This window comes from Lentzea sp. DG1S-22 (assembly GCF_036321065.1).
Lineage (GTDB): Bacteria > Actinomycetota > Actinomycetes > Mycobacteriales > Pseudonocardiaceae > Lentzea > Lentzea jiangxiensis.
The window spans coordinates 3682945-3701022 of record NZ_CP143276.1; the positions used below are offsets into that span (position 1 = coordinate 3682945).

The following is an 18078-nucleotide window of genomic DNA, read 5'->3' on the forward strand; positions in this document are numbered from 1 at the left end:
ACACAATTGCGCACGTCGACCACCGGAAGCAGTCAAGTCAATAGCCCGAGCGGTGCAACCTTGATCACAGGACAGAGTGTCGCACGCAACCCTCTTGGCTCTTGACCTGGGCATGTGGCTGGTTGAGAGAATTCAGTTTGCGATTCCACCCCGTCAGGGATTGCACCCGACTGATTCCCGGCCGATCAGGAGTGCCCCATCTTGAGCGCGCCAGCCTCGTCTTTGCGTGATTTCGCCATTGGACAACTACACGACCTCCTGCGCGCCGTAGGTTTAGCGGAATCAGCCGAAAGCGCGACAAAACTGCTGGGTGAGGCATTGGGGCCCGGTAGCGGGCTGCCCCTCTCCGAAGCCCCCCATTGGCTCTCTTCCGTGGCCGACGACCACACTCCCGTCGAATTCTCGGTGGCTTTGGCCCGGAACGAGCACCCGGTCGTGCGAATGATCGTCGAGCCGCTCGCCGGGCAACCGGGCAAGCGGGCGAATCTGGGCGCCGCGCTCGACGTCCTCGACGGGCTGGCGGCACGTCACCAGGTGCGACTCGGATTGCTCGACCGGGTGCGCGACCTGTTCCTGCCCGAGGACCCGCAGGGCGAGTTCGCGTTCTGGTACTCGCTGATCGTCGGGCGCGAGGCGGCTCCCGGGGTGAAGGTCTACCTCAACCCGGACGTGCGCGGCCGTGGGAGCGCGACCTCCCTGGTGGCCGAGGCGTTGGCGCGGCTGGGGCTCGACGCGGCGCTGCCGTCCGTCTCCCGGAACGCCCTGCGGCGCGACGGCCTCGACCGGTTCTCCTTCTTCGCCCTCGACCTCACCGACGAGAGCCGGGCGCGGGTGAAGACCTACGTCTCGCACGAAGACGCCGTGATCGCCGACGTGGTGCGCGCGGCGCAGGCCGTGCCGGACGTGGACCCGGCGCTGCTGACCGACGTCTGCGAGATCGCCTGCGGCGGCGACGGTCCCTTCTCCCGCCGCCCGCTGATGTCGAGCTACACGTTCCTGTCCGGCGACACCGACCGGCCGAGCGGCTACTCCCTCTACATCCCGGTGCGGGACTACGTGCAGGACGACCTCGAGGCGTGCGAACGCGTGCTGGCGATCATGGTGAGGTGCGGCTTCGACCCCTCGCCGTTCTTCATGGCGCTGGCGAGCCTCGTCCGGCGGCCGCTCGCTGAGGGCGTCGGCCTGATCGCCCACGTCTCGCTGCGGCTCGGCAGACCCCGGCCGGGAGTCACGGTCTACCTGTCCTCCGAGGCGTACGCCGTGACGCCACCCCGCACCAGAGCACTGTCCGCCTAGAAAGGCAGCACGTGGAGCCGTACCGCATCAAGGTCGTCGAGCCCATTCCCATCACCACCCGCGAGTACCGGGAACGCCGATACGCCGAGGGCGGGTACAACCAGTTCAACCTCACCGCCGAGGACGTGACGATCGACCTGCTGAGCGACTCGGGCACCGGCGCGCTGTCGGCGGAGCAGCAGGCCGCCGGCATGCGCGGCGACGAGACGTACGCGGGAGCCCGGTCGTGGTTCCGGTTCCGCGAGGTCGCCGAGGAGCTGACCGGGTACACGCACATCTTCCCGGTGCACCAGGGCCGTGCCGCGGAACGGATCCTGTTCGGCGTGCTGCTGAAGCCGGGGCAGCTCTCGGTCGGCAACACGCACTTCGACACCACCCGCGCGAACGTGGAGCTGGCGGGCGGCGTCGTGCGCGACCTGCCCTGCCCGGAGGCCGCGGACCTCGACAGCGAGGCGCCGTTCAAGGGCGACATCGACCTCGTGGCACTGGAGCGGACGCTGTCGGGGCCGGAGGACGTCGGCCTGGTGCTCATGACGATCACCAACAACGGCGGCGGCGGGCAGCCGGTGTCGATGGCGAACCTCAAGGCCGCGAGTGCGTTGTGCCGCAAGCACGGCGTGCCGTTCATCCTCGACGCCGCCCGGTTCGCCGAGAACGCCTGGCTCGTGACGCAGCGGGAGGAGGAGTACCGCGGCCACAGCCCGCGCGACGTCGCGAAGCTCGCGTTCCGGCTGGCCGACGGCTGCGTGGCCAGCCTGAAGAAGGACGGCATCGTCCACATCGGAGGGATGCTGGCGCTGCAGGACGCGGACCTCGCCAGGCAGTGCGAGCTCGTGCTGATGGCCACCGAGGGGTTCCGCACGTACGGCGGGCTCTCCGGACGCGACCTGGACATGTGCGCCCAGGGCATGATCGAGGTGACCGACCCGCTGTACCTGCGCGAGCGGGCGGAGGCCACCGCCTACCTGGCGGAGTGCGCGCGGCAGGCCGGTGTCGACAGCGTCCGCCCGGCCGGCGTGCACGCGGTGTACCTCAACGCGGGCAGGCTGCTGCCGCACATCCCGCCGAGCAGGTTCACCGGCCACGCGCTCGCCTCGGAGCTCTACCTCGCGGGCGGGATCCGGTGCGCCGAGCTGGGTTCGCTCTACCTGGGTGAGATCGACGCGTCCGGTGAGCTGGTCACGCCGGCGCCGTTCGAGCTGGTGCGGCTCGCGATCCCCCGCCGGGTCTACACCCGCAGCCACCTGGAGTACGTGGCCGAGACGCTCGCGGGCATCGCCGCGAACGCCGAGGAGGTTCCCGGCTACCGGCTCGTCGAGGCACCGGCGATGCTCAGGCCGTTCCGGTGCCGGCTGGAGCAGGTCAGGCCGTAGCCCCGGAAACGGCTGAAGCCCTCGGTGGACGTCACCGAGGGCTTCAGCCGTCGCGGAGGTCAGGCCATGACGTCGAGCCGGTTCATCGCGTGCTCGATCACGCTGACGAGGACCTTCTTGCACGACTCGCGGTCGCGGGCGTCGCACAGCACCAGCGGCACGTTGTCCGAGACGTCGAGCGCCACGCGCATCTCCTGCGCCGTGTAGGAGTGGCTGCCCTCGAAGCAGTTCACCGCCACGATGAACGGGATCCTCCTGCGCTCGAAGAAGTCGATCGCGCCGAAACCCGCCTCGAGCCTGCGGGTGTCGACGAGGACGACCGCGCCGATCGAGCCGACCGCGAGCTCGTCCCACATGAACCAGAAGCGGTCCTGGCCGGGCGTGCCGAAGAGGTACAGCACGAGCTCGGAGCTGATCGTGATGCGGCCGAAGTCCAGCGCGACGGTGGTCGTGTTCTTGCCCTCGACGCCCGCGAGGTCGTCGATCTCCTCCCCCGCCTCGGTGAGCAGCTCCTCGGTCCGCAGCGGGGTGATCTCGCTGACGGCGCCGACCATCGTGGTCTTGCCGACGCCGAACCCACCGGCGATGACGATCTTGACGGACGAGGGGACGGAGAGGTCCTCCCGCGCCTGCTCAGATTGCACGGACACCATCGAGCACCTTCTGGAGTAGGTTCATGTCCACCGGGACCGCCGTTCTGGACGGGTCGCGGGTGATGACGTCACCGCGCTGGATGAGGTCGCTCAGCAGCACCTTCACGACCACGAGCGGTGCGTGCAGGTAGGCGGCGACCTCCGCGACGGAGAGCGGTTTCCGGCAGAGCTTGATGATCTCCAGGTGCTCGACCGAGAGCGTGCCCTGCTCGGAGTTCGTGCGGAGCGCCCTGACCTGGGTCGTGAGGGTCAGGTCCTCGCCCGCGGGCTTGGGTCTCGTGCGACCGCTCACCATGGCGTAGGGGCGGACCATGGGGCCCGCCGCCTCGTCGTACCACCAGTCGCCGGAGTGCTGGCTCATGACAGGCCAAGCGGGTTGGGCATCCGCGGTGACGCCAGTGTTCGGGGCGCCGACGACAGGTAGGCGCCCACGCGCTTCACGAGCATGTTCATCTCGTAGGCGATCATGCCCATGTCCGCGTCCTCGTCACCGACGACCGCGAGGCAGGCGCCCTGGCCCGCCGCGGTGACGAACAGGTGCGCGCGCTCCATCTCCACGATGGTCTGCCGGACCTGTCCACCCCCGAAGTGCCGTCCGGTGCCCCTGGCGAGGCTCTGGAACGCCGACGCCATCGCCGAGAGGTGGTCGGAGTCGTCCTTGGACAGCTCGGGCGATCGGGCGAGCAGCAGGCCGTCCGCGGAGAGCACCACCGCGTGCCGGGCGCCGACCACTCTCGCGACGAGGTCTTCCAGCAGCCAGTTGAGCTCGGGGTGCCCGCCGGTCAGGTCGTCCACGGAAATAGCCCTTTCAGTGTCGTAATCACGGTTCCACGACGTCGTCCGCCTGGCGGGCGTCACGCGTGCCACGCTGGAAGGCGGACATGCCGTTGCGGGTTCGTTCCGCCCGTTCCTCGGGGTTGAACTCGGCGAGGTCGGGCATCGGCCGGAGGTCGTCGTTGGCCAGCTGGGGCACGAGGTGCTGCTGCCGCCTGCGACGCGGCAGCTCCGGCCTGGTGTCCTGTCGCGTCGTCTTCTCACCTTCCGCCGGGTCGTCGGTCGGCCACGCACCGGCCAGGCGGTCTTCCCGGGGCAGCTCGATGTGACCGCTGCTGCTGTCCAGGTCCCCTTCCGGGCCTGGGTCCCCGCCGTTTCCCACTGCCCTCCCGGACCAGAACTCGTTGAGCTGGAAGGTCTCGGTGGGGCGGGAGTCCTTCGCGAGGTCGCCCTGCATCGGAACCGAGGGCTCCACCGCGGGGACGGTCTCCGCCGGCGCGACGGCCTGCTGGAGCGCCTGCTGCCGGAACGAGGGCTTGGGCATCTGGGTCGTGTCGACCGGTTCCACCACGCCCGCCTCGCCGACGACCAGCTCGGACGGGATGAGCACCAGCGCGATCGTGCCGCCGGACGGGCAGTCCCGCAGCTCGACCCGGACGTGGCGGCGCGCGGCGAGGCGCGCGACGACGAACAGGCCCAGGCGGGACTCGCCGCGCAGGCGCATCGCCTCGAAGTCGGGCGGCGCGGCCAGCATCTTGTTGTGCTGCTCGCGGTCCTCGCTCTTGATGCCGAGACCGTGGTCCTCGATCTCGATCACGAGGCCCTGCGGGACCTCGCTGCTGTGGATCTCGACCTGCGAGCGCGGCGAGGAGAACGAGGTCGCGTTGTCCACGAGCTCGGCGATCAGGTGGATGATGTCCGCGACCGCGGCGCCGACCAGCGCCACCTCGGGCACCGGGTTCACCTTCACGCGGGCGTACTGCTCGGTCTCCGCGACGGCGGCGCGCACGACGTCGAGCATGCGCACGGGCTTGCGCCACTGCCGGCCCGGCTGCTCACCGGTCAGGATGATCAGGTTCTCGGCGTTGCGGCGGGCGCGGGTCGCCAGGTGGTCGAGCTGGAAGAACGCGTCGAGGTGGTCGGGGTTCTCCTCCTCGCGCTCCAGCTTGTCGAGGATCTTGAGCTGGCGGTGCACCAGACCCTGGTTGCGGCGCGCGATGTCGAGGAAGACCCGGTTCACGCCCTCACGCGTCTGGCTCTCCTTCACCGCCGCGGCGACGGCGGTGTACTGCGCGGCGTTGAACGCGTCGGCCACCTGGCCGATCTCGTCGTTGCCGTAGTCGAGCGCGGGGACCTCGGCGGCGACGTCGACGTGCTTGCCGTCGCGCAGCCGTTCGACGATGTCGGGCAGCCGTTCGTGGGCGAGCTTGAGCGAGTCGCTCTTCAGGCTCGTCAGACGCACGATCAACGCCTTGTTGACCAGGCGGTTCGACACGCGGACGGCGACGAGGATGCCGACGATGACGGCGATCAGGGCGACGAGGCTGCCGATCAGCACCGAGGTGAACTTGGCCTTGCCGTTCGCCATGGCGAGGTTCACGGCGCCGTTGGACTGCTCCTCGACCATGGTGGTGAGCTCGGTGGACACCGCCCGGCTCGTGTTCTCCCAGTCGGCCAGCGTGACCTGGTTGCCGATGGGCCGTTCCGCGATCTGCAGCAGGCGGTTCTCCATGGTCGCCAGCTGCTGCCACTGCGGGCTCGCGACGATCCGCTTGTAGTGGTCGCGCACCTCGGGCAGCACGAACGGCTCCATGCCGGCCAGCGCGGACCTGTAGGACCCGACCAGCTGGGAGAACTCGCGGTGCTCCTCGGGCGTGAACCTGCCGGCCGCCAGCGCGGCGGCCGCCACCGAGCCGGACCGCGACATCGAGTCGACGGCCTGGAACGACTGGGGCGCGAGCAGCGCGGCCGTCACGGTCTCGGCGTCCGGCACGATGCGGGCCTGCGTCGTGAACAGCGAGGCGCCGGAGTCCAGCAGGCTGTTGTAGTAGCGGTAGACCTCGTCCTTGGACGCGGCGCCCGACTCGAGGCGCGCCCGCACGTCGGGGAGCTGGTCCAGCAGGCCGTTGAGCTTGCCGATCCCGTCGACGACCTCCTGCGGCGCCTGGGAGGCGAGCTCGCTGAACGCCGTCTTCATCTTCGCGAGGTCGGCGTCGGTCTCCGACTGCTGCTTCGCGAGCGCCGTCGTGCCCGTGCCGGGACGGCTCAGGCTCGTCATGCTGAGCTCGCGTTCCTTCTGCAGCGACGCGAAGGACTGGACGGCCGGGATCGACGCGTCCTTCACACCGGAGGCGACCAGCTGGAGGTACAGCCCCTCGAACACCGTGTAGGACGAGAACAGCGCCCACATGGCCAGGAGGACGATGCTGGGAACCACCACGACACCAGTGAGCCGGGAACGAATTGTCTTGTAATTCGTGTCCGGCACGTTCTTACGCTTCACAACGCTCCACGACCACCCGAATTGGCGACGGAAAGATAGCACTGCAAGATCAGCATGATCAACAGCGATGATCTTGAGGGGTGTGTGCAGACTACTCAGTCCCATGACCACCGCAACACCCCCATGGCGAGGTTCGCTCGGTCCGGGGGAACCGCCGTTGTGGCCCGGGAACGCGCTCCCGCTGGTCAAGGCCGCTCTGACCGAGCGGGCGAACCGGCCTTTCCCGAACCGGTCCCCGGAAACGCGGCGGCTAATCACCGGCAACTTGACAACGACATACTCGGACGTTCCAGCGGGACGCAGCGCGTCCGGGCGTCGCTTTCCGTCACTGCGTCCTATTGGTGAATTCGCGTGCCGGACGCCGCGACTCAGCGTGATCGCCGCAGTTCATTCGCCGGTCGCGATGGGGCGGACCGGCCTCCGGGCGGTGGCGCCGGATGGCCGTGGCGCCACTCGGCGTACGCACGAACGCCGGTCCGCCGCCTGGAGTCCGGCGCGCCACCGGAGAAGGTCGCAGTGGTCTCCGCCACAGACGGTCCGGATTTCGCCGTTTTCGGTCCGATTTTCGTCCGCTCGTGTCATTGACCGGGCGCCGATCATCCGCCCATCCTCGAGCCAGGTGCTGATTCGTCCATTGACGATCGATTTCGTCGATTGTCCTCTTCGAGACAGAATCCGCCGTGTCGCGGCCGCCTTTCCAAGGCACCGATCCACACCGCACTCGTTCTCACCCCGAGTGACCGCGGCAATCCACCGGGGAGGGTGATCACCACCCGTTCGCACAACGGGTGAATCGAGCCGGGCAACCGTGTTCCCACAGTTGAACAGTGCTTTCTCGACGGTCCACAGTGGAAATTCGCGCTGCCCGGCACGGCGATTCGGCTCACCGGGGACCGCAGGTGCCACTACGGTGAGTAGGTGTTCACAGCGTGTGGCTGATCAAGGCCTACGAGGGTCGCACCATCGTCGAGCAACCGGATCAAGGCCGGTCAACCGCGGGGCTGGTTGCCGCGTTCGCGATCCGCAGGGTCATCTGCTGCTGCGTGGCGTCCCGCGCCACCGGCGTGAACGAGTACGCGATCCGCCGCTGCTGGTCCCGCGTCGAGAACAGGCCCGCGTTGTAGCCGTACTGCTCCCCCGTCTTGCCCCACACCTCGACGCCGTTGATCGTGAACGTCTGCAGCCCCGTGCTGTACGCGGCCTCCCGACCATCCACCATGGACACCTTCGGCAACGTGAACATCTTGTCCAGCAACGGCGCAGGCAGCAGTTCGCCGCCGAAGAGCCCTTCGGCGAACCGGGTGAGGTCGCCGGTGGTGGAGATCATGTCGCCCTCGCCGTAGGACTTCGAGGTGTTGAACTCGCTCACGTCGACCAGCCCCCTGCCCGGCACGTCCAGGTAGCCGTGGACGTGGGCTCCGCGGATCCTGGTCTCGTACCGGCCCGGCACGTAGGTCTTGGTGAGTCCCAGCGGACGGGCGATGCGCTTCTCGACCTCGTGGCCGTAGCCGTGGCCGGTGACCTCCTCGACGACCATCGCGGCGAGCACGTAGTTGATGCCCCGGTACTCCTGCTTCGTGCCGGGGGTGAAGATCGGCTCGACGGCGGGGATCATCTTCAGCCGCCGGTCGGGCGCGTACCGGTCCCAGCGGTGCTCGAGCACCTTCTCCGGCGTGCCGAGGTCGGGGAAGCCGACCTCGTACGGGATGCCGCTGGTGTGGTCGAGCAGGTGACCGACCTCCACGTCCCGCAACGTCTCCGGCAACGCGGGCAGGTGCTGCCGGACGGGAGTCCGCAGGTCGAGCCTGCCCTCGGCGACCAGCTGCAGGGCCACCGTCGCGACGAACACCTTGGTGACGCTGCCGATCCGGAACCGGTCGTCCGGCCGGACCGCGCACCGCGTCCGCCGGTCCGCGACCCCCGCGGTGCCGTACCACTCGCCCGCGCTGCCGGACACCCGCAGCTGAGCCGACGTGGCGGCCGGGTTCTCCAGGTCGGAGATGGCCGCCTGCAGCAGCTCCGGCTGTGGCGGCGGTAAGGGCGAGAGCGCGACCACGGCCGCGACGAGGAGTGATTTCATGATCACAAATGTGCCGTGGCCTCCGGGCCGCGGCCATGGTGCCGGCCCCCGCTCGCGCGGTGGGGCCGGCACCAGGAACCACTACCTGACCGCGCGCACGCCGTTCTCGAAGAACGCCAGGCGCACCTCGCGGCCGACCGCCCGCTCGGGGTGGTCCATGAGCCCGAACGCGAGCCCGTCGGCGCTCGTGACCCCCGCGATGTCCTCGAACGACCCGTCGGGGTTCGAGTCCTTCTCGTACCGCAGCGCGACGCGGTAGCCGGAGGTCTCGCTGCCCGGGTCGAACCGGCCCTCGCCGTGCGCGCACGGGAAGGTCAGCGTCTGACCGCCGAGGCCGGTGAGCCACGGGCTGTCGTTGTCGCCGTCGACGACGTGCCGCTGGTTCTCCTCGTTGCGGAACGTGCCGGCGCTGTTGACCTTCAGGCCCACCTTGCCGAAGCAGCCGCCGCGCACCGCGATCTGGAACCCGTTGCAGATGCCGATCAGCGGACGGGTGCGGCACGCCTCGAACTGGTCCGCGAGGTGGCTGCGCAGCAGCACCGACGCGACGGCGCCGCCGCCCAGGTGGTCGCCGAACGAGAACCCCCCGGGGATGCAGAGGATGTCGGCGTCGTCGAGCCGCTCGGCGCCCGCCAGCAGGTCGGCCGCGAACCGCAGCCGCGGCTCCGCACCCACCTCGGCGAACGCTCGGACGGTCTCCTCCTGGCAGTTGGTGCCGGGCAGGTACAGGACGTTGACGGTCGGCTTCATGCGATCCTCGCCGTGAACGAGTTGAGCCAGCCGTCGCGCGCGGCCGGGGCGAACAGGTCGATGCCTTCGAGCACGATCCCGGTGCCCTCCAGCGTGCCTTCGAGCGTGCCGAGGACGACCGGCGAGAGCTCGGCGGGCAGGGCGGCGACGTCGTCGGGGGCGACCTCGACGACGGCGCCGACGCGGTGCTCGGCGAAGAGCGACTCGGTGGTCCCCGACTCCAGCTTCACGCCGATGCCGCTGGCCAGCGCGCCCTGGGCGAGCGTGGCCGCGACGCCGCCGGCGCCGATGCGGGCACCGCTGCGCAGCAGGTTCCTGCTCGCGGCGAGCGCGGTCAGGTAGCTGTCGACGGCGGGGAGCTCGAACTCGTCGAGGGCGCCGGCGGGCAGGCTGAGCTTGCGCGCGGCGACCGTGCCGACCGGGGACGGGGTCTCCAGGCCGACGCGCACGAGCACGTTGCCCGGCGTGGTCCACTGCTCGCGCAGCAGCCGGTCGGTGTGCGGGACCTTGCCGAGAGCGGACAGGAACACCGCGGGCGGAACGCTGACCAGGCCCTCGTCGGTCTGCACCGAGCCCGCGGAGGAGTCCTTGCCCGAGATCAGCGGCACGCCGAAGTGGCGGACCAGGCCGGCCAGCTCGTCGACCATGCCGACGAGCCACTCGCGCCAGTGCGGGGACAGGTGCGGGGTGTAGAAGTTGTCGCACATGCAGATGTCCTTCACCTCGACACCCGCGAGCACCTGGCCCGCGATGGCCGAGCAGAACATCTGGCGCGTGGCGGCGACCGGGTCCGCGTCGAACATCCACGGGTTGAACGCGGTGTTCAGCACGGCGGCGGCGGGCGATCCCGCGACCGGCGTGCCCGCCCAGTAGGCCGTCCGCACCGAGTGCACGGTGCCGTAGTGCGGGCCGTACCAGGTGTTGCCCTGGACCGTGGAGTCGTACTGCGAGTCCGCGTGGTGCTGCGAGGCCACCTCGGCGTCGGCGACGACGTCCTCCAGCAGCCCGGCGAGCTGCGTGGGCGCGAGCTCCGGCCACTCGGGAACGCCAGCCGGGCGCGGCGGCGGGCCGACCTCGACCCGTTCGACCTCGAGGTCGAGCAGGTCGTAGGCCACGTCGAAGCCGGTCTCGCCCCGGTGGGCGGGGACGGCGTCCGGCGCGGAGGCGATGAGGGCCTCCTCGGTCAGGTCCGGGGCGTGGAACACGTGGTAGCGACCCGTGTCCGCGAACCGGCCGATGACCGTCGAGCGCACCATGTGCTTGTCGAGGATCTTCTTCGCCCGCTCCTGGTGCTCCGGCGGCACGGCGAGCAGCATCCGTTCCTGCGACTCCGACAGCAGGATCCGCCACATCGGCAGCGCCGCGGTCTTCAGCGGCACCAGCGCGGTGTTGATCCACACGCCGCACGCCTCGCCGATCTCACCGACGGCGCTGTTCAGGCCCGCGCCACCGACGTCGGTCAGCGCGCTCAGGCAGCCCTCCTCGCGCAGCTCGATCAGCGCCTTGCGGAACTTGACCTGCTCCAGCGGCGCGCCGATCTGCACGGCCGCGGTGTCCATCGTGGCGCCGGCGGAGCTCGCGGACGCGCCGTGGATGCCCTCGTTGCCGGTCAGGCCGCCGATGAGCACGACGAAGTCGCCGGGCTTCGGGGTGCCGCGCTGGGCCGCCGACACCGGCAGCAGGCCGATGCTGCCGCCGAGCGCGAACGGCTTGGCGCGGTACGCCGGGTGGAACGTCATGCGCGACGACATCATCGGCACGCCGAAGGTGTTGCCGTACTCCTTGATCGCGCGGATCGTCTCGCCGGCGAGCCTGCGCGCGTCCGGACGGCCCTTGATCGGCGCGGGCGCCTCGGGCTCGCCGAGCGCCGTGTACTCGAAGCTGCCGATCGGGTCGGCGGACAGGCCCGTGCCGAGGATGTCGCGCAGCACGCCGCCGAGCTTCGTGAGCTGGCCGAAGTAGCCGGAGATCGCCGACGGGCCGTTGTGCGTCTCGGCCTTGATCGCGATGGCGTGGCCCTCGTAGAAGTCCCAGACGCCCGCGTTGTCGTGGAACATGCTCAGCACGTTCGGGTTGTCGACGTCCTTCGCGGCCTGGACCAGCCTGCCGAGGAGGCTGCCCAGCGACTTCCAGGTCGTGTGGGCGCAGTGGTCGCTCCAGCGCGCGTCCAGGGCCTCCAGCAGGACGTCGGTGACGTACTCGTCGCCGAGCGTCACCTGGACGTGCTGCACGTGCTTCATCTGGGCGAGCGAGAGGTTGCGGCCCCCGGCGGTGCCGAGCTCGGCGAGCGCCGCGTCGTCGAGACCGCGCAGGTCGAACTTCGCGGCCGACTCGTAGTGCCCCTGCGGCACGAGGGTGTCGTAGTGCGGTTCCTCGTCGTGCAGCTCTTCGATCGTCGCGTTGAACCGGGTGGCGACGACGAGGTCGCGCAGCCGCGGCGAAGCGGACCTGTAGCTGGTCGCGACCTTGCCCGCGCGCGCCTTGACGCCGAGCAGGGCGCACACGGTGATGATCGAGTCGCTCTCGTTGTCGACGACGCCGCGCTTGTAGGCGACCTGCACGGCGCCGGGCTCGAGCGGCTGGTCCACCGAGACCTCGACGTCGAGCTGGTCACCGAGCACCTGCGCCACGGCGGTCAGCGCGGCGGGCTCGGGCGCACCCTCGAACTCGACGTAGTAGTCGCGCCACACCTCTAGGTCGTCGAGCTCCCACGATCGGCCGAGCTCGCGGATGTCGGGCTCCGCGACACCCGCGGAGCGAACCGAGAACTTGTGGATCAACAATCCTCCTGGAGCTGAACGGTCGGGAGCAATTGTCCTGGGCGGCGACCGCGCCCCTGGAAGCACCCGTGCAACCAGGCGAGGCCGCGCTACGACACATGCAGCACCCTAGGCGTTGACCACAGCACGACTCGAATTCACGGTGAGCGATGAGCGTCACTCACCGGGCCGGGGACCACGTGGACCAGCACGACCTGTCCTGGGCGGACGCCGATCCCGGCCCCGGCCCGTTCCTCGGCGAGATCTTCACGCTCGTGTTCGTCCGCGACCTGGACCCGCTGGAGGCGCTGCGCCGGGCAGGCGGCCTGATGGACACGCTGGAGCCGCGCACCCCCGCGCAGATGCGGCGGTTGCACGACTTCGACTACGGCTACCCGGAGGTGGCGGCCGCCCTGCCGCTCGGCGGGTGGACCGTCCTGTCCCAGCCTGCCTCGTCCTCGCTGGAGTTCCTGGCCGACGCCCTGTCGCGAGGCACGGAGGCCGTCGTGGTCACGCGGCACGACTACGCCTCACCGGGCTTCGTCCACCACGTCGACGGCGAGCTCGCCGCCCACTTCAACCCCACCTGGCTCGACGAGAGCGGCGGCGACGGCCTGGAACGCCTGCTGCCGCTGATGCGCGAGGCCGGCTTCGACACCGGCCCGGCTGACGAGGACGACGACCGCTACGACGAGCCCATCACCCGCTCGCTGCGGCCGGCGGGCCTGCTCACCGGCGTCCTGCCCACGTTCGACCAGCTCACCGCCCCGTTGCCGAGCGCGCACTTCGAGCGCTGGTTCACCCGCACCCGTCCCGAGGTGGTGGACAACCCCCTGGCCACCGCCACCGAGATCGTCGCGGAGCTGTCCCTGGAGGACACCCCGGGCCTGGCGGCGGCACTGACGGCCGCCCGCCGCGGCGACCCGGTGGTCCTCACCCCGGACAGCGACCTGGGCCGGCACGTCCGCGAGTGGTCGGCGCTGTCGCGGCGGGCCGGCTGGTCGCTGAACCACGCCCGCAGCCGGATGACCGACGAGGAGCGTGCCATCGGCCACCGCCACGGGCACCTGCTGCACGCCCTCGCGGCCGCGTTCCGGGCGGACCGGGCCTGACGCGGTCAGCTGTGCGGGGCGGCTGGAACGCCCGGCCGAACTGCGGTGCGACCGGGTCGCCCGCGTCAACGGACCGCGCCGCGCCTTGTGGCTCGATCATGGAACACGCCGGAACCGTCCGGGGGACACGCCGAACGCTCTGCGAAAGGCGTTGGCGAAGGCGAACTCGGACCCGTAACCGACCTGACGCGCGACGAGGGCGAGGGGATCGTCGGTCTCCCGCAACAGCTGGGCGGCCCTGCCCAGCCTCCAGTTCGTCAGGTAGACCAGCGGGGGCTGTCCGACCATGGAGGTGAACCTGCGGGTGAACGCGGTCCGGGAGAGGCCGACCGCCTCACCGAGCTCCTGCACTGTCCACTTGCGACTGAATTCGCGGTGCACGTGCTGGAGTGCCTCGGCGATCGCGGGATCGGCCAGGGCGGCCCACCAGCCGGCGGTGCCGGCCGCGCGTTCGGCCTCGTCCTGCAACCACGCGCGGAGCGTGTAGATCACCACCAGGTCGATGAGCGCGGGCACCGCCGCGTCAGCGCCGGGGAGCGCGTCCGCCACGTCGGCGGCCAGGAGGTCGACCGCAGCACGCAACGCCGGGTGCCGTCCTGCCCGCGCAGGTACGTGGACGACGTCCGGCAGCGCCCGCAGGAACGGGTGCAGCGGTCGAAGTACCAGCTCATAAGCACCGCACACCATGTCCGCGTGCGCCACCGCGGGGTCGATCGGCACTTCCGGCCGCAAGACGGCTCCCGAGGGGAGGCTTGTCTCGCGGGGCAGATCCGCCAGTGGCCGATCCGGTCGCTCGCTCAACCCGTGCCGGGTGCCGTGCGGGAGGAGCACCACGTCGCCCGGACTGAGCGCCAACGGTGTCCGGCCGGGCAGCAGGAGCCAGCACGCTCCGCGCAGCAGCACGTGGAAGCCGGCGCCGGTGAAGTCGTCGAAGCTCCGTCCCCAGGCGCCGCTGCCGGAAGTGCGGCAGAACGCCGGCCGCCCGGCCCGGATGCTGCCGATCACATCACTGAACACGTCCACGCCGGAAAGCATAGGCACAATCACGTATGAATTCGGCGCGTACACGCATGGTATGTGCCAACCGAAGCCTCATACGGTGAAGTCGCGATCCATTCGGACCAGCCCTACCGAGGAGAAACACCGATCATGAAGGCCGTTGTCCTGAAAGCGTTCGGAGGCGCGGAGACCTCGTCCTCACCGATCTCCCCGATCCCCGGCCGCGACCGGGAGAGGTGCTGATCGAAGTCGAGGCGGCCGGGGTGGGACACGTCGACGTCATGTCGCGTCGAGGCGAGTTCGGCGGTTCCCCCTCCCCGGGCCTCGTGCCGGGCATCGAGGTGGCCGGTGTCGTCGTCGGGACCGGTGAGGACGTCGACGACGCGTGGGTCGGCCGGCGCGTCTACGCGATGCTGGACAGGACCGGTGGTGGCTATGCCGAGCTGGTCACGGCAGACGTCGAGGCTGTCGTCGCTCTTCCCGACCAGGTCGGTGCAGCGGAAGCGGTTGCGCTCGGGTTCAACGCGCTGACCGCTTGGACGTCGCTCGAACGTGCCGGGGTGCGCGCAGCGGACGAGGTCCTGGTTCGTGGTGCCGGTGGCGGAGTCGGGCTCATGGCGGTCCTGCTGGGCATCCACCTCGGCACCACCGTGACGGCGGTGACCAGCTCCGCTTCTCGCGGTGAACGGCTGGCAGCGCTGGGGGTGCCGACTGTCGTGAACCGTCTTGCCGTCGCTCAGGCGTACGAGGAATACGACATCATCATCGACCCGGTCGGCCGCCCGGAGTTCGATCACTTCCTGGAGAAGCTGGCTCCCAACGGCCGGTACGTGCTGTGCGGAGGAGCGGCGGGTTTCCCCGCGCCGGACTTCGGCTCGACCCTGCTCGGCCGGTTCCCGGCCTCCCCGGCCCTGCTCGTGCTCAGCCTCTCCTCGATCAGCCGTGCGGAGCTCCGCGCACGCATGGAGAAGCTCCTGGAACTCGTGGCCGGCAAAACCATCGCCAGTCCGGTCGACGGAACGTTCCCACTCGCGGCCGCGGCGCACGCGCATGACAGGCTCGAGTCCGGTGCCGCCTTCGGCAAGATCGTGCTCGTTCCCTGAAACCGCGGCACACCGCCCGCGAGGCGGTGGGGAGGCGGGCAAGGTGCGGGCTGTCGACTTGGCAAACCTCGAGGTGACGACCGAACGCTTCGTGCTGCGGCCGTGGCGGGAGAACGACCTCGGTGCCGGCGGAGGCCGCGACCGACCCCCGCATCACCTCGATCACGACGGTTCCTGCCACGTGCACGACCGAAGCGGGCCGTTCGCCGGCACCTCGTCGCCGGTGCGCGAGTCACCGACCCCGGCCGTGTAGTGGCGGGTCCGGCCGCTCCGGTCCCGGACAGCGCCCAGCGCTCCGGGGTGCCGGTCGACACCCACGAGCTTGTCCATGCCCTGCTGGAACGCATCGCGGCGCGGCTCCGCGGGGGAAGCCGGGACAGCGCCGACGAACACGAGAGTGCCCGCCGCGACCGCCGACGCGGCAGCGACGGTGACCATGCGGCGACACCGCGACGCGAAGGGTCGACGCGGTGTGGAGGAGGGAAGTTCCACGAGAAGGACAACTCCTGGGATTCGCGCGGACATCGGTCCCGCGCACGACGAGTCGCCTGAGCCTCTTGAGGTTCGTCCGGACGGACAATCCAGCCTGCTGGACAGTCGGAGTAGCCCTGGCGCCCCATGTTCCGGAGAGGTTCGTTGCGTGCCGGTGGAGGCTGCGCCGTTCGGATATGGTCCCGGCCCGGGAGGTGACATGGCACTGGTGCGGCAACGACTGCGAACGGCGCTCGATTCCGTCGTGCGCCTGCTCGGCGGCCTGGGCACGGCGCTGCTCGCGACGGCCGCCCTCGTGGTGCTCGGCTCGGTCGCGCTGCTCAGCCTCTTCGGTGTCGGTGTTCCCCTGCTCCCCGCAGCCCTCCGCACGCTGCGGTCAGTCGCGAACCGGGAACGGACGCGGCTCCCGGTGCTCGAGCCCGCTCCCGTGCCGCACTCGGCGCGTGCCGCGCTGCGCGACGTCGCCGTGCGGCGAGAGCTGGCTTGGTTGCCGCTGCACGTCATGGCCGGCCTCGCCGCCGGGTTCATCGGGCTCGCGATGTCGGCCACGATGGTGCAGAACGTGACGTACCCGTTCTACTTCCGCCTGTTGCCGCCTGTGGACAACACTCCCACCTTCCTCTTCTGGGACGTTTTCTGGGACGTCACGGACCTGGCCGGTGCGTTGGTCGTGGCGCTGTCCGGCGTGTTCTGCGCCGTCTTCATCGCCATGCTCGGACCGGCGCTCGTCCGGGTGCAGGAGTGGCCGGGCCGGCTCTTGCTGGCGCCTCCCGCGGGGGCCGATCTCTCGCTGAGGATCGCCGAGCTGACCGCCACGCGTGCCGCGGCTCTCGACGCGCACGCCGCCGAGCTGCGCCGCATCGAGCGGTCGCTGCACGACGGGACGCAGAACCGGCTCGTAGCGGTGAACGTGCTGCTCGGTGCCGTGCGGCGGGCCGTGGACCGGAATCCCGCCGCGGCCCACGCCGCGCTGGACCGGGCCCAGGACGCCGCCGAACAGGCGCTCTCCGAGCTGCGGGCCGTGGCGCGCGGCATCCTGCCCCCGGTGCTGGCCGACCGCGGGCTCGCCGGTGCGCTGGCCGGCCTCGCGAGCACCTGCGGCGTGCCGTGCGAGGTGGTGGTGGACGTCCCCGGCCGGTGCGCCGCCTCCGTCGAGGCCACCGCGTACTTCGTGGTGGCCGAGGGCCTGTCCAACGTGGCCAAGCACAGCGGCGCCGCGAGCGCCGTGGTGGAGGTGATCAGGAAGGACGACCGGTTGCTGCTGCGGATCGCCGACGACGGCCGGGGTGGCGCGGACGAGCGCGGTGGGTCGGGGCTGACCGGCATCCGCCGGCGGATCGAGGCCTACGACGGGCGTTTCACCCTGGACAGCCCGGCCGGTGGGCCGACGACGATGCGAGTGGAGCTGCCGTGCGGATCGTGATCGCGGAGGACGACCCGTTGCTGCGCGAGGGTTTGGCGTTGCTGCTGCGCGCCGAGTCGCTCGACGTGGTGGCCACCGCGGACACCCCGGGGTCGTTCCTGGCCGCGGTGGCCGAGCACGAGCCGGACGTCGCCATCGTCGACGTCCGGATGCCACCCACCCACACCGACGAGGGAATTCTGGCGGCCGTCGAGGCACGCCGCCGGCGGCCAGGACTCGCGGTGCTCGTGCTGTCGGCCTACGTCGAGCAGACCTTCGCCACCGAACTGCTCTCCGGCGGCGCCAACCGGCTCGGCTACCTGTTGAAGGAGCGGGTGGGGCGGGTCGACGAGTTCCTGGGCGCCCTGCACCGCGTGGCGAGCGGTGGCACCGCCGTGGACCCCGACGTGGTGGGCCAGTTGCTGGCCCGCAACCCGCACACCAATGCGCTCAGCAGGCTGAGCCCCCGCGAACGGGACGTGCTCGCGCTCATGGCCGAAGGCCTCGGCAACACCGCCATCGCCGAACGCCTCACCGTCACCGAAGGCGGAGTGCACAAGCACATCCGCAGCATCTTCGCCAAACTCGACCTCGCACCCGACGACCGCGCCGACCGGCGCGTCACCGCGGTCCTGCGCTACCTCGAGGGCACCGGATCGCGGTAGGGCGACCGCGTGCGAAGGGTCGGATGGTCACAACGCCGTACCTGTGGGTGTGACCGGCTCGGCAGTCCACATGTGCCGTCGCGACCTGGGCGGGCGTTCACGACTTCCGACCGGATG

The 18078-nt window shown here is 70.5% G+C and carries 15 protein-coding genes; 6 read left to right on the forward strand and 9 right to left on the reverse strand.

Going from position 1 to position 18078, the window contains the following annotated elements:
* The first annotated feature begins 318 nt into the window (after nucleotides 1-318).
* Both V1227_RS16280 and V1227_RS16285 read left to right on the forward strand, forming a co-directional pair.
* Entirely contained in the window at nucleotides 319-1296 is a 978-nt protein-coding gene (locus V1227_RS16280) for a tryptophan dimethylallyltransferase family protein (RefSeq protein ID WP_329793412.1), read from the forward strand.
* A gap of 11 nt (nucleotides 1297-1307) precedes the next feature.
* Nucleotides 1308-2669: a tryptophanase gene (locus V1227_RS16285; RefSeq protein ID WP_329793414.1), complete on the forward strand. Its 1362-nt coding sequence runs from the start codon at nucleotides 1308-1310 to the stop codon at nucleotides 2667-2669.
* Nucleotides 2670-2728: 59 nt separating this feature from the next.
* On the opposite strand, the gene V1227_RS16290 is transcribed toward V1227_RS16285, so the two are convergent.
* The 7 genes from V1227_RS16290 to V1227_RS16320 all read right to left on the reverse strand — a co-directional run bounded on the left by V1227_RS16290 (nucleotide 2729) and on the right by V1227_RS16320 (nucleotide 12209).
* Nucleotides 2729-3322: a GTP-binding protein gene (locus V1227_RS16290; protein ID WP_236219676.1), complete on the reverse strand. Its 594-nt coding sequence runs from the start codon at nucleotides 3320-3322 to the stop codon at nucleotides 2729-2731.
* Nucleotides 3303-3683, reverse strand: coding sequence for a DUF742 domain-containing protein (locus tag V1227_RS16295; protein ID WP_090099341.1), 381 nt, complete (start codon nucleotides 3681-3683; stop codon nucleotides 3303-3305). Before V1227_RS16295 ends, V1227_RS16290 begins: the two co-directional genes overlap by 20 nt.
* Nucleotides 3680-4117 carry a roadblock/LC7 domain-containing protein gene (locus V1227_RS16300; RefSeq protein WP_090099343.1) on the reverse strand — a complete coding sequence of 146 codons (438 nt, stop codon included), beginning with the start codon at nucleotides 4115-4117 and terminating at the stop codon, nucleotides 3680-3682. The genes V1227_RS16295 and V1227_RS16300 overlap by 4 nt, the downstream gene beginning before the upstream one ends.
* A gap of 25 nt (nucleotides 4118-4142) precedes the next feature.
* Entirely contained in the window at nucleotides 4143-6533 is a 2391-nt protein-coding gene (locus V1227_RS16305) for a sensor histidine kinase (protein WP_329793415.1), read from the reverse strand.
* A 1045-nt stretch (nucleotides 6534-7578) separates the two neighbouring features.
* Nucleotides 7579-8679: a serine hydrolase domain-containing protein gene (locus tag V1227_RS16310; RefSeq protein ID WP_329793416.1), complete on the reverse strand. Its 1101-nt coding sequence runs from the start codon at nucleotides 8677-8679 to the stop codon at nucleotides 7579-7581.
* Nucleotides 8680-8760: 81 nt separating this feature from the next.
* Nucleotides 8761-9429, reverse strand: a complete 669-nt coding sequence (locus tag V1227_RS16315) for a phosphoribosylformylglycinamidine synthase subunit PurQ (RefSeq protein ID WP_329793417.1) — start codon at nucleotides 9427-9429, stop codon at nucleotides 8761-8763.
* Nucleotides 9426-12209, reverse strand: coding sequence for an AIR synthase-related protein (locus V1227_RS16320; RefSeq protein ID WP_329793418.1), 2784 nt, complete (start codon nucleotides 12207-12209; stop codon nucleotides 9426-9428). The genes V1227_RS16315 and V1227_RS16320 overlap by 4 nt, the downstream gene beginning before the upstream one ends.
* Nucleotides 12210-12358: 149 nt before the next feature.
* Here V1227_RS16320 and V1227_RS16325 point away from each other — a divergent pair, with 149 nt between their 5' ends.
* Nucleotides 12359-13300, forward strand: coding sequence for a DUF6461 domain-containing protein (locus tag V1227_RS16325; protein ID WP_329793419.1), 942 nt, complete (start codon nucleotides 12359-12361; stop codon nucleotides 13298-13300).
* A 96-nt stretch (nucleotides 13301-13396) separates the two neighbouring features.
* On the opposite strand, the gene V1227_RS16330 is transcribed toward V1227_RS16325, so the two are convergent.
* On the reverse strand, nucleotides 13397-14323 hold the full coding sequence (locus V1227_RS16330; protein ID WP_329793420.1) for an AraC family transcriptional regulator: 927 nt from the start codon (nucleotides 14321-14323) through the stop codon (nucleotides 13397-13399).
* Between the two features lie 212 nt (nucleotides 14324-14535).
* On the opposite strand from V1227_RS16330, the gene V1227_RS16335 reads away from it, so the two are divergent.
* A complete protein-coding gene (locus tag V1227_RS16335) occupies nucleotides 14536-15402 on the forward strand; it encodes a quinone oxidoreductase family protein (RefSeq protein ID WP_329793421.1) in 867 nt (288 codons plus the stop codon).
* A gap of 162 nt (nucleotides 15403-15564) precedes the next feature.
* Here V1227_RS16335 and V1227_RS16340 read toward each other — a convergent pair whose 3' ends face one another.
* Nucleotides 15565-15840, reverse strand: coding sequence for a hypothetical protein (locus V1227_RS16340; protein WP_329793422.1), 276 nt, complete (start codon nucleotides 15838-15840; stop codon nucleotides 15565-15567).
* A 253-nt stretch (nucleotides 15841-16093) separates the two neighbouring features.
* Between V1227_RS16340 and V1227_RS16345 the strand changes: the two genes are divergently transcribed.
* Both V1227_RS16345 and V1227_RS16350 read left to right on the forward strand, forming a co-directional pair.
* Nucleotides 16094-17317, forward strand: coding sequence for a sensor histidine kinase (locus V1227_RS16345; RefSeq protein ID WP_329793423.1), 1224 nt, complete (start codon nucleotides 16094-16096; stop codon nucleotides 17315-17317).
* Complete coding sequence (locus V1227_RS16350; RefSeq protein ID WP_329793424.1) at nucleotides 17305-17961, forward strand: response regulator transcription factor; 657 nt, start codon at nucleotides 17305-17307, stop codon at nucleotides 17959-17961. The genes V1227_RS16345 and V1227_RS16350 overlap by 13 nt, the downstream gene beginning before the upstream one ends.
* The last annotated feature ends 117 nt before the right edge of the window (nucleotides 17962-18078 follow it).